The 10,773-nt window shown below is 51.8% G+C and carries 14 protein-coding genes, 8 tRNA genes, 1 rRNA gene and 1 pseudogene; 6 read left to right on the top strand and 18 right to left on the bottom strand.

Annotated features, from left to right (window positions below; all coding sequences use genetic code 11):
* Positions 1–114: 114 nt before the first annotated feature.
* A complete protein-coding gene (locus C230_RS0101835) occupies positions 115–435 on the top strand; it encodes a YolD-like family protein (RefSeq protein ID WP_018130369.1) in 321 nt (106 codons plus the stop codon).
* A 182-nt stretch (positions 436–617) separates the two neighbouring features.
* Here C230_RS0101835 and C230_RS0101840 read toward each other — a convergent pair whose 3' ends face one another.
* Positions 618–1,385 carry a hypothetical protein gene (locus tag C230_RS0101840; protein ID WP_018130370.1) on the bottom strand — a complete coding sequence of 256 codons (768 nt, stop codon included), beginning with the start codon at positions 1,383–1,385 and terminating at the stop codon, positions 618–620.
* Positions 1,386–1,613: 228 nt separating this feature from the next.
* On the opposite strand from C230_RS0101840, the gene C230_RS23790 reads away from it, so the two are divergent.
* Together C230_RS23790 and C230_RS22255 are read left to right on the top strand one after the other, a co-directional pair.
* Positions 1,614–1,718 (top strand): transposase, encoded by a 105-nt coding sequence (locus C230_RS23790; protein ID WP_407635566.1) that lies wholly within the window; start codon positions 1,614–1,616, stop codon positions 1,716–1,718.
* Positions 1,681–1,998, top strand: coding sequence for a hypothetical protein (locus tag C230_RS22255; protein ID WP_018130371.1), 318 nt, complete (start codon positions 1,681–1,683; stop codon positions 1,996–1,998). The genes C230_RS23790 and C230_RS22255 overlap by 38 nt, the downstream gene beginning before the upstream one ends.
* 131 nt (positions 1,999–2,129) lie before the next feature.
* On the opposite strand, the gene pdaA is transcribed toward C230_RS22255, so the two are convergent.
* Positions 2,130–2,954: a delta-lactam-biosynthetic de-N-acetylase gene (gene pdaA / locus C230_RS0101850; RefSeq protein WP_018130372.1), complete on the bottom strand. Its 825-nt coding sequence runs from the start codon at positions 2,952–2,954 to the stop codon at positions 2,130–2,132.
* 316 nt (positions 2,955–3,270) lie between these two features.
* Positions 3,271–3,357: pseudogene (locus C230_RS23225) on the bottom strand (LysR family transcriptional regulator); the annotation flags it as partial.
* A 346-nt stretch (positions 3,358–3,703) separates the two neighbouring features.
* Here C230_RS23225 and C230_RS0101855 point away from each other — a divergent pair.
* Positions 3,704–3,934, top strand: coding sequence for a hypothetical protein (locus tag C230_RS0101855; protein WP_018130373.1), 231 nt, complete (start codon positions 3,704–3,706; stop codon positions 3,932–3,934).
* 79 nt (positions 3,935–4,013) lie between these two features.
* Here C230_RS0101855 and C230_RS0101860 read toward each other — a convergent pair whose 3' ends face one another.
* Positions 4,014–4,754, bottom strand: coding sequence for a glycerophosphodiester phosphodiesterase (locus C230_RS0101860; RefSeq protein ID WP_018130374.1), 741 nt, complete (start codon positions 4,752–4,754; stop codon positions 4,014–4,016).
* A gap of 158 nt (positions 4,755–4,912) precedes the next feature.
* Here C230_RS0101860 and C230_RS22260 point away from each other — a divergent pair, with 158 nt between their 5' ends.
* On the top strand, positions 4,913–5,071 hold the full coding sequence (locus tag C230_RS22260; protein ID WP_018130375.1) for a hypothetical protein: 159 nt from the start codon (positions 4,913–4,915) through the stop codon (positions 5,069–5,071).
* A 47-nt stretch (positions 5,072–5,118) separates the two neighbouring features.
* On the opposite strand, the gene C230_RS0101870 is transcribed toward C230_RS22260, so the two are convergent.
* The 4 genes from C230_RS0101870 to C230_RS0101885 form a co-directional block, all read right to left on the bottom strand.
* Positions 5,119–5,937: an SPL family radical SAM protein gene (locus C230_RS0101870; RefSeq protein WP_018130376.1), complete on the bottom strand. Its 819-nt coding sequence runs from the start codon at positions 5,935–5,937 to the stop codon at positions 5,119–5,121.
* Between the two features lie 54 nt (positions 5,938–5,991).
* The gene (locus tag C230_RS0101875; protein WP_018130377.1) at positions 5,992–6,594 is read right to left on the bottom strand and encodes an undecaprenyl-diphosphatase; all 603 of its coding nucleotides are present in this window, start codon (positions 6,592–6,594) and stop codon (positions 5,992–5,994) included.
* A 103-nt stretch (positions 6,595–6,697) separates the two neighbouring features.
* Positions 6,698–7,459, bottom strand: coding sequence for an ABC transporter permease (locus C230_RS0101880; protein ID WP_018130378.1), 762 nt, complete (start codon positions 7,457–7,459; stop codon positions 6,698–6,700).
* The gene (locus C230_RS0101885; protein WP_018130379.1) at positions 7,456–8,205 is read right to left on the bottom strand and encodes an ABC transporter ATP-binding protein; all 750 of its coding nucleotides are present in this window, start codon (positions 8,203–8,205) and stop codon (positions 7,456–7,458) included. Before C230_RS0101885 ends, C230_RS0101880 begins: the two co-directional genes overlap by 4 nt.
* A 519-nt stretch (positions 8,206–8,724) precedes the next feature.
* Here C230_RS0101885 and C230_RS0101890 point away from each other — a divergent pair.
* Complete coding sequence (locus C230_RS0101890) at positions 8,725–8,925, top strand: hypothetical protein (protein WP_018130380.1); 201 nt, start codon at positions 8,725–8,727, stop codon at positions 8,923–8,925.
* A 78-nt stretch (positions 8,926–9,003) separates the two neighbouring features.
* Here C230_RS0101890 and C230_RS21720 read toward each other — a convergent pair whose 3' ends face one another.
* The 10 genes from C230_RS21720 to rrf all read right to left on the bottom strand — a co-directional run bounded on the left by C230_RS21720 (position 9,004) and on the right by rrf (position 10,655).
* On the bottom strand, positions 9,004–9,180 hold the full coding sequence (locus C230_RS21720) for an aspartyl-phosphate phosphatase Spo0E family protein (RefSeq protein ID WP_018130381.1): 177 nt from the start codon (positions 9,178–9,180) through the stop codon (positions 9,004–9,006).
* A gap of 237 nt (positions 9,181–9,417) precedes the next feature.
* A tRNA-Ile gene (locus C230_RS0101900) sits at positions 9,418–9,494 on the bottom strand.
* A gap of 50 nt (positions 9,495–9,544) precedes the next feature.
* Positions 9,545–9,618 (bottom strand) — tRNA-Gly (locus tag C230_RS0101905).
* Between the two features lie 90 nt (positions 9,619–9,708).
* Positions 9,709–9,785 (bottom strand) — tRNA-Asp (locus tag C230_RS0101910).
* 4 nt (positions 9,786–9,789) lie between these two features.
* Positions 9,790–9,865 (bottom strand) — tRNA-Met (locus C230_RS0101915).
* A gap of 51 nt (positions 9,866–9,916) precedes the next feature.
* Positions 9,917–9,992, bottom strand: a tRNA-Val gene (locus tag C230_RS0101920).
* A 126-nt stretch (positions 9,993–10,118) separates the two neighbouring features.
* Positions 10,119–10,195, bottom strand: a tRNA-Glu gene (locus tag C230_RS0101925).
* Positions 10,196–10,210: 15 nt separating this feature from the next.
* Positions 10,211–10,285 (bottom strand) — tRNA-Asn (locus C230_RS0101930).
* Positions 10,286–10,400: 115 nt separating this feature from the next.
* A tRNA-Ser gene (locus tag C230_RS0101940) sits at positions 10,401–10,489 on the bottom strand.
* 50 nt (positions 10,490–10,539) lie between these two features.
* Positions 10,540–10,655: ribosomal RNA gene (rrf, locus tag C230_RS0101945) — 5S ribosomal RNA — on the bottom strand.
* Between the last annotated feature and the right edge of the window lie 118 nt (positions 10,656–10,773).

Genomic DNA, 10,773 nt, shown 5'->3' on the forward strand with positions numbered 1-10,773 from the left:
AGATTCGGCGAGACCAGCATCATGCGGGCCGTGAGCCTCAAGGCGGCCAGCCAGCTGAAAGAGCGAAGCAAAAAAATTGGGGGACACTCCATGTGACGATCCAGGTGATCAGAGATGCGAATTGTCGACGGAAACATTTTTGAAGCGATGCGGCTCGTACTGCCGGAACACAGGGAACTCATGAAACGTTTCAAACAGGAATCAAACAAACGCACGCCCCCTATACTTCCCGAAGATGCATGGAATGAATTGGAGTACGTGCTGGTGGAAGCCCTCCGGCAAGGGCGTACCATCCGTGTCACGTTGTTTGATCCGGATGAGGATGTGGTGTGGGAAGGGATCCCAATGCTGAAAGACCGCCAATTGCACCTGCGAACCGCCGATGGGATTCGCCGGGTTCCAGTACAGAAAGTGGTGAAAATCGAGGCCATCTGAAATCGATGGCCTCTACTTCCTCACTCGATCGACACGGGATGTTTCGGAATCGCCAGTGCAAAAAAGCCATCCCTGCACGCAAGTGCTGATCACATGAACGCAAACCGTGATAACCTGCATCTGCCCCCGATTGTCAAAAACGGTCGGCCGTGAGGTAAGCTCCGTCCCGCACGGAGCACTTCTCAATCGGTTTTCCTCTTCGCACGTTGCGCTGGAATTCGCCGCCGGTAAAACCACCGTTCAGCGTCTTCCAAGTCGACAGGATCCACATGTCCCCGAACCAGCGCAATCGGATCCTGGTCATACCCGGACTGCTTCAGTTTCTCCCGCAGGCTGTCCAATCGCCTGCGCTTTTCCCGGACGGAAGGAACACTCTTCAATTCTTCCTCCAGCCTGTCCCACGACTCGCCAAGCTCAAAATAGATCAAGATCAACCAAAATTCCGCCATCGTGAAATCGACGATTTGGTTGCTACCCGTTCTCCCGACCCCCATCCAGAACTCCTCGCCGGTGAACGGAATCTTTTTCACCAGCTTCAGCTTTTTTCCGCCGCAGACCTTCTCGTATGCCAGTTCGATTGGGGCCAGGTCCACAGGACACCATGTTTTCGCCAGATATTCGTAAAAATCCCGCCATCGCCCCATCATCCGGCGGGCGTTGTCCAGCGTGAGATCAAAGCGCTCCGGCACCCAGATATGGCTTTCGATCCACTCGAGCGCCACGCTGTATTCCCACCAGGGCAGATCTGACAAATTCGTATAGTTCGTGCGCTCAATGTACAGGATCAGGGCGTGTATATCCTCCCAGGCGTCGACAAGTTCGTCCGTGCGTTTGTTGAAATGCAGCACGTTGAGGTACCCTTCCACCCAGTCCCGTTTCACGACGGGCTCCCAGTCGATGCTGGTATAGTAGGCCCTGACGCTCTTTTGCACCTCCGAGCGTTTACTCATTTGGCTTCACCTCGATGGATCGCTGTAAAATGCCTTGAATCTACAATACCCTTTATTCCAGATTGAATCAATCCACACGGATCCCCATCATGTTGATCTCAATCCGAAACGCACCTGGTGATACAGATATTCCAACCACTTTTGGCGTCGCTTTGGGCTGCTCCGCTTGACTCCGGAAAACATGAATCGCTTGACCTTTCGGTGATCCTGGCAGAAATCGGCACCGATATGTCCGTCTTTCCTTCGGCATCCCATCTTTCATCGTGGGCGGGGTTCAGCCCCGGGAATCACGAAAGTGCGGGTAAAAAAACGGGCAAGAACGACGCAGGGTAATCAAACGCTGAAGTCTGTCCTCCTGGAAGCTGCTTGGGCGGCGAGCAAGACCCGAACTTTCCTCGGATCAAAGTCTTGGTCAGTGACCGGCCGCAAAGGAAAGAAGCGGCCGAAGGTTGTGATTGCACACAAGATCCTCGTGATCGCTTACTTTGTACTCAAAACTGGGGAACCTTACAACAAACTCGGCCCTGATTACTTGGAGAAGCGAAAGAGCATCTCGACCGAAGAATTGATGATTCGCCGCCTTCAGAAGAAAGGCTATGCGGTGACAAAATAGACTGACGTCACAACATTGCAAATTAATTAATTCCTTAATATGGAAGTCAAATAGGCGTCCCGGGAACCACTGCTTGAATTAAAGAGATGGCGAGCGCAGGACAACAAAATAACACAGCACAAGAGAGGTACTCATGTGACCTCTCTTGTCGTTTGGATCCCGGCTGGATTACGTTTTTGCATCTGCAGTTCCTGCAAACTCTTGAATTCATACCCCTGCTTTCGCGCATCGTCGATGATTTTCCCCAACGCTTCCGCGTTATCCTTGGATACGGAGTGAAGCAGCAGCACCGCTCCCGAGTGAAGCTGGGACATCACGCTGTCATAGGCATATTTCCATCCCTTTTGCGTTTTGATGTCCCAGTCTTTATAGGCAATCGACCAGAAAACGCTCGTGTAGCCCAGTCGCTTGCTGACCGCCAGCGTACGCTCGCTAAAAATTCCTTTCGGCGGCCGCAAGAAAGCCATCTCCTTTTGACCGGTCACCTGCGCCACAGATTCCTTCACTTTTTCCAGTTCTTCCTTGATCCTGTCGTCGGAGACCTGGGTCAGATCCGGGTGACTCCACGAATGATTTCCGATCAGATGGCCTTCTTGCACCATCCGCTTCAACAACTCGGGCTGGTCTTTGACATAATGCCCGGTAACAAAAAACACGGCAGGCACCTTTTTTTCCTTCAACGTATCCAAAATCTTTGCGGTGTAGCCGTTCTCATATCCATTGTCAAAGGTCAGGTACAGCTCCTTTTTTGACGTATCCCCCAAAAAAATGGCTCCGTATTTCTCGATCATCCCCTTGAAACCCTCTTGCTCGATCGACGGAAGTTGCCCGTTTTTGCCCTTTTTGAAACCGAAATGATAAGGGACATTCCCGTAAGCTGCCGCTTTGTGCAGCGGGAATAAAGGAACCAGGGAGAACAGCAAAACGAAAATGATTAGGATCGTCAGACGCCTCATCGGTCACATACACTCCTTGCTTTCACTTGAACTGCTTTCGGACACAATCAATATTCTGCCAACAAAACCGGAAGTTATGTGCCGATGGCTGAAGTGTGTAGTGAAACACGAAAAGCGTCGATCATGCTCTCCATCGCACGACTTACATACTGGTCGAATCGGTGCAAGATTCCCATGGTTACATCCAGTTCCAGGTCTCGCACCGATTTAAAAACAGTTCCCGCTGGCGGGGAACTGACTGACACGCGAGGAATGATCCCAATCCCACAACCCCAAGTTCAGATTCGAGCTTTTGTATTTGCATCGTAACAGTTTACTGCGCATATTGAAGGTCCTCGGCAGCTTGTTGAAAACTCCCTAGCCTCACAACCGTTTGGAAGGTTTTTAACGCTCTTATATCCATGTGCATCCCCACATTCAATATTTTTGAACCAATCATTGGCCATGATGACAGCTCGTCGATCCACCAGGCCCGAGTAGGAGTCGTCCACTTTTTTCAGGTAATAATAGGCAATACCACCTATTATTTACAGTAGTAGTGCAACGATGAAAAATCCGCCAATCAGTTTCTTGCCGATTGTGAGTCTCATCTTTTCACTCCTTCACACGTGCTGCAAAAAAATTACCATTACTAGTATTCGACTAGTATTCGACCGCAAGGCATGAATGCCTTCACAAGCAAGTTCAGTTTCATACAGCACGGATGATCATGTATAATCAAAGTAACAAAATCGGTTGGAGTGATGAGAATGGGAAAAGTCCTCGAACCTGAAACACTGTTGGAAGCAATTCGGGAAAAATGCAATTTTTTGGAGGATCTAACCTACACGGGAACGGACGAAGAAGGCCGCCCGACATTTTTCGCTTTCGATGTGGTATACAAACGGGAAATGGAGCTGCGGCTCAACGGCGATGCGCTGGAAGGCGACTACGGATACGGCGGATACAGTGTCATCGCAAAAATTGTAGATTCTGAATAAACGGGACGATGCAATATCAAGACCATCCTCGCAGAAGCGCGGGGATGGTCCTGAAACTTGCGCGGCGCATTAATAACTGTCACTTCTTGTAGATCTGCTTGTACTCGCCGATCGCATCCGTTACTCGATCCGGATAATTCGTGATGATCCCATCGATCCCCATCTGCACAAGCCGCTGCATATCTCCGCGCCTGTTCACTGTCCACGTGTTGACAAGCAGACCCGCCGCATGAAAATCGCTGATTTTATCCGCTGTTACAACCCTGTAATGAGGATGGACAGCATCCGCGTTCAAACTTTGCACATAGTCGATCACCCGCTCCGGTTCTTTTGTATACAGCACACCTGTCCGCACATGCGGGGCCAGTTCCTTGATCCGTTTGACCGATTCGTGATTGAAGGAGGAGACGATCACATTCCCGGAATCGCAGTAGCGATCCATCAAACGGATCACTTTTTCCTCCAGTCCCCCATAGGGTACGACGGCGTTTTTCAGCTCCACATTCAGAAAGAAACCTGAAAATTCGGCGAGCACCTCTTCCAGCGAAGGAATCCGCTCCCCCTTCCATCGATCCCCCATCCATTGTCCCACATCCAAAGAGCGCAGTTCTTTCCACGTATACTCACAGACATAACCTTGTGCACCCGCGGTGCGATCCAATCGTTCATCGTGAATCACCACAGGAATCCCGTCTTTGCTAAGCTGAACATCAAACTCCAGTCCACAGGCTCCCATCTCGACTGCCAGACGGAAAGCGGACATCGTATTTTCGGGTGCGTAGGCAAAGGCTCCCCTGTGTGCGATATTTAACGGGTTCACTGACTATCCTCCCAGTCGTCGCTTGTCATATTTTATGCAGAATCGGGATATGGAAAACACGATTCGCGCCATTCCAATCAAAATAAGGAACGTGCAGTTTTATACATGCCTGCATCAGCGTATATTGTTTATATCCACGCGAGCAGGAGGCGTTCCCATTGAGCAATCTCAGCATCCTCTTCAAAAAAATCGTCATCGGTCAAATCGTGTTCCTGGTATTGTCGATCTGTTTTTGCATCTATCTTTACTGCTCATTCCACCTGGTACGAAACATCGAACTGGAACTGGAGAAAGAAAAGGTGGAACGGATGTTTTGATCCCCATCTTGATGAGTATCGCGGAACATCCGCATCCATTTCTTTCATCAAGGCAAAAATCCGGCTTGACTGATGCGAATCTGTTCGCTTGCAAATTCTTGCTGCAGCCATCCCAGCACTTGCCGCCATGCGTCTTTTTCATACCAGGCCTGCAAGCCGATCCCATGATAAATCCGCCTGGTGTTCAGTTTCTCCGTCCGTTTCCCGCCGCTGCCGTCCCCCATATAAAAATCGTCCAAGCACACCCGATCCGTCACTTCCCGCAGCCGCTTGGCAAACGCCGGGCTGCACGGCAGCACGGGCGCAACCGCAACTTGACTCGGGATACCCGCTTGTTTCAGTTTGCGCAGGGCTGTCAGCCTCGCCCGGATGCCCGGCGCTTGTGGAGTGAACGCCTGCCTGACCGGTTCCAGATCGGTTTCCACCGTGACCGACACCATAATCCGGTCGCGCATCTGCCGAAACAGATCGATATCGCGAACGACCAGCGGACTCCGCGTCTGCACAAACAATAAATCGGGCGGTTCCGCCGCCATCACTTCCAGCAGGGAACGGGTGACCCGGGCTTTGTGCTCGATCGGCTGATACGGGTCGGTGCTGGAGCTCATGAAGATTTTCACCGGACCTTTTCGCTTCGCCTTTTTCAATTCTTTTTCCAGCAATTGCGCAGCATTTTGCTTGATGTCCACCCACGTCCCCCACTCCTGTCCATGGAACAACGCGATCGGCAGCTGCCTGACGTAACAGTAGGAACAAGCATATGCGCAGCCCGCATACGGATTGAGAGAATGCGTATATCCGGCTAAAAAGCCGCCTGTCGGAGTCAAAATGGTGTTTGCCGTCTTTGTGACAATCCGAATTTGCATGTGGATGGTTCACCTCTTGGCCGGATCACCCGCAAACGAAACAAGAGTTGGCCTTTATCCAACCCTCGTTTCCTCATCCAGAACGTACCGTTCCGCCAAAAAAGGAACTCGTCCGGCAATTTTTGCGTATACGCGCAGCACAACACGGATCATCGGTTCAAGTACGCGCTCGCCCCGCGCCACCAGCAAGCTGGACACCAGCCCTACCACCGCTCCGCCGATCACGTCAGCCGGATAGTGAACGCCGACAAACACGCGGGAAAACGCAATCGCAACAGCCAACCCCAGCATGCCATACCCCCATTTGCGATTGCGCAAGTACACCGCGACCGCCAGTGCAAAAGCGCCCGTTGCATGATCGCTGGGAAACGAATTGTCAGGCGCATGCGGAACCAACTGGTGCACCGCGTGCAGCATAAACGGACGCGGATGAAAATACACAGCGCCAATCAATTGATTGATCAGCAATGCCAAAGCGGCGGTGATTGCCGCATACAAAACGTTCCGTTCCCTTTGCCGGCCGCCCCGCAACCAGAGCCACAGCAACAAACCGGCGAACAGCAACGGCGCATATTTCGTAAGCAAAATCATGGGTTCATCGAGCCAAGCAAAATGGCCGGCCCATTGGTTGATCGATTGAAACAGTTGCTCGTTCACGTTGCCATCAATCCTTACTCTTATTCTGTCTGTCTTTCTCATTATATTATATATCGGAAAAATAGGCCCCGGTTGTGAACGTTTTGCGGAATTGGCCAACGCATTACGGGTCCGATTCGCCCGTCACCAACTGCTGGTGTTTGTTGAAAAATCCTGGATAAGCCAAGAACCCCAAAAAAATACTGGTCAGCGCCGCCGCAGCCAGGATCGCGAACAGGATCATTAGTTGGTAGCGGACAGCCTGAATCGGATCAGCACCGGCGATGATTTGACCGGTCATCATCCCCGGTAGCTGAACCAATCCAGTCGTTTTCATGCTGTCGATCGTCGGAATCATGCTGGCCCGAATCGCTTCTTTCAACACGTGGCGAATCGACTGTCCAGGTGTGCCGCCCAGCGACAAAACCAGCAAAATCTCCTGTCTGCGCCCTTTCGCCTCTGCTTGCAGCCGGTTGAGCAGCAAACTGGCAATCACCATCGAGTTGCCGATGACCATGCCGCTGATCGGGATGATATAGCGGGGTTCTGGCGGCACGATCTGAAGCAGCAGCAAAAACCCGAGCGTTACCGCTTCCGCCAACGAAATGGATACCAATACCCGCCACCCGATGCCTTTTAGCCCCGCTCCGCGTTGTTTCGCGTTCTGCGTGGCCACACCGATCATCAAAGCGATCATCAGCAACGTAAAAAGCGGATCCTGCAGCGAAAAAACAGCCTTTAAAATGTATCCGACAATCAGCAGCTGCACGGTCGCCCGCACGGTGGAAATCGCCATATCCTTTTCCAGGCCGAGTTTTTGCCAAATCGACAGAAGGATTGCAATCAATACAAATCCCAACGTCAAAGCCAGCGTGAAAAGACTCATACCGATCCCCTTCCTGACAGTTCCCCGTGCAAAAACTCCCGGGTCAGATCTGCTTCCGGCTGTTCAAAAAATGACTGCGTATCGCGCGCTTCCACCAATCGCCCCCCGGCCAACAGCCATGTCAGATCTCCCACCCGCCGCGCCTGCTCCAAGTCATGCGTCACCCACAAAATCGTCGTTCCCTGCTCCCGCCGGATGCGCAGGATCAGTTCTTCAATCGCTTTTGCCGCGGCCGGATCGAGGGCGGAAGTAATCTCGTCCAGCAACAGCACGGACGGTCGATTGACCAGTGCTCGTGCGATGGAAACCCGTTGTTTTTGGCCGCCGGAAAGATCCTCCGCTTTACGAGACAGGAGTTCCTCTGAAAGCCCGACGCTTTCCATGTACTCCTCCGGCCTTCTCAGCTCCTCTCTCCGCAAACGGGCAGGCAGAGCCAAATTATCAAGCACGCTGCCGGGAAACATGGTCGGCATCTGAAACACCAGTCCCACCTCACGGCGCAGTTGCGGGATGTCCCATTTCCGCACTTCTTTGCCGTGAATCCGAACCTCACCACCGTCGGGAGTCAGCAGCAGGTTGCACAGTGACAGCAACGTGCTCTTGCCGGAACCGGAAGGCCCGACGATCGTCAGGATCTTCCCCGTCGGAACTTCGCCGCTGATGTCCTGCAAAATCTGAATGTTCCCTACTTTTCCGGGAAACCATTTGTTGACTTGCTGAAAACGAACTGCAACATCCTCGCTCATTATTCAACTACCCCGTCACCGATTGACGTTCAACAAACGCTTGTGACTTAAATATCACAAAAGATGATTTTGATCAAGACACAGGCCGCTATCGTCGATACTGTTCACAACTGTTCAATGAAATACTAGGCCCTCCGATCAACCATTGCACGACCTGCCTTGCAAAAAAATTCCCTGTTTTCGCTTTTTCACATTCTTTGGTCGAATGAAAACATCACAACAACGAAACCATCACACACTTTCTTTTCGTCACCATTTCGGATATAATATGTCATAACAAAATTGCGAGGCCGTTGACTGGCCTCCTCTTTTTTATCAGCTGTCAACATCAAAAACGCCCTTGCATAAACAATCTCAGTGCAATTTTTGTGTGAGGTGATGTTTTATGAAAGGTCGTTTGCTGATTACGCTGATCGTCTCGATTGCGGTATGGGGAAGCTTGGTATTTATTTCGCCTTGATGCAGCAAATAAAACCTCCTGCGTTGCCAAACACTACGGATAAAATGCGGGAGGCAACCATGCAGAAACGGAACAAAGCTTTGTCAATCGACAAACGGATGCCGGAACAATTGGCACAAAAACAAATGGAAGAAATGGACGAAGAACTCACTCATCTCTCGGGAGTTCCCGGGCCGCACGATACACCCGGCCTGCCTGAAAATAAAAAGTCGACGGCCGATTTGTTCTCCGCATTCCCGAATCGGCACAAGCGCCTGTAATGACTACAGGCGCTTGATCGATTTTTTCATCTTGAACAAACATGAGAGCGAAACCGCTCTTTACAAACTGGAGTCGTTTCAACTGGTTTTTTGCAAAACGTTCATCCTGGATCGCTGCAGAAACACCAAATATTTGTCGAGTTGCTGGCTGATCGCCACCACGCTTTTATCTGCCAGGTTGCCTTTTTTCTCCGCCAGTTCGATCATGCGCCGCCGTATGGTTTCTACCTTTTCCTCCAATGTTGCCTCGTTCACCGTCTATCCCTCTCAAACAAAAAATACACAACGAATGACAGTATACACCGGCAGCCTAAAGAATGTTGTCGGATTCTGTCGGTGGCCTGAAAAAAATTGCATGTCCCTCCGTCTTCCGATCGAGCCGATTCATAGGAAAGCGACCGTCTTGATTCAACAAAAAACCGTCGAAGCAGTCAGAGCTTCGACGGCCATCATGTAGCAAATTGGTAAAGCCGGAGAAACGCTCTTTTATTGTGGTGGGCCTAGGTGGACTCGAACCACCGACCTCACGATTATCAGTCGTGCGCTCTAGCCAGCTGAGCTATAGGCCCGTAACAATGTTGAAAGTACGCGAGGCGAAAGCCGATGGAAAGGAAACAAATGGAGCGGGTGATGGGAATCGAACCCACGCGACCAGCTTGGAAGGCTGGAGTTCTACCACTGAACTACACCCGCACCGAAAATGTTAAGCACAGTAAGCTGAATCCGGAAGATTCATCCGCAGCAAGGGTTCCCAACCGGCCAGAGAAAAAAACATGAAAATAGTGGCGGAGCTGACGGGATTCGAACCCGCGATCTCCCGCGTGACAGGCGGGCATGTTAGGCCACTACACCACAGCTCCATTCTGGTTGCGGGGGCAGGACTCGAACCTGCGACCTTCGGGTTATGAGCCCGACGAGCTGCCAGCTGCTCCACCCCGCGACGATACTGCTTTTTTGACCGGAACCACAATTCCCTACAAATGGAATGAAATGGTGGAGGCTGACGGGATCGAACCGCCGACCCTCTGCTTGTAAGGCAGATGCTCTCCCGGCTGAGCTAAGCCTCCGACATCCCCCACAAAGGGCAGTTGAGCTACGCCGCTGATTCCGGGTACTTTGTGGGGACCCTAATTTCTATCCGGTTAATAGGAGGTTAACGAGACCTCGGAAACCTGCTTGCGATCCCCTTGATGTGGTGACGCGTACGGGATTCGAACCCGTGAATGCCGCCTTGAAAGGGCGGTGAGTTAAGCCACTTCTCCAACGCGCCGAAAAGCAAAAGATCTGGCTCCTCGAGTAGGATTCGAACCTACGACCCTCCGGTTAACAGCCGGATGCTCTACCGCTGAGCTATCGAGGAATGTCTGGTGGAGCTAAGCGGATTCGAACCGCTGACCCCCTGCTTGCAAGGCAGGTGCTCTACCAACTGAGCTAATGGCTCATTCACAATAGTTGAGAGGTAACACATGAGGGGCTGGCGGAGGGAGAGGGATTCGAACCCCCGTGGGCTTGCGCCCTAACGGTTTTCAAGACCGCCCCGTTATGACCACTTCGGTATCCCTCCAAAACTCCCCATCAGGTCAAGCAAATCTCCGCAAAAAATGTACCTATCACGCCTGGCGACGACCTACTCTCCCAGGGCTTCCTGCCCAAGTACCATCGGCGCTGGAGAGCTTAACTTCCGTGTTCGGGATGGGAACGGGTGTGTCCTCTCCGCTATTGTCACCAGGCACCATTCCCCGCAACATGATGCGCGGAATCACTGCTTCAAGCGCCGTTCGGCCTTCCGGCACGGATGCCGATGCTTGTAGCCGAACTTCTGCCATTCAGGAGTTGCTCCCTGAAAAC

Origin of the sequence: Effusibacillus pohliae DSM 22757 (genome assembly GCF_000376225.1) — a bacterium.
Lineage (GTDB): Bacteria > Bacillota > Bacilli > Tumebacillales > Effusibacillaceae > Effusibacillus > Effusibacillus pohliae.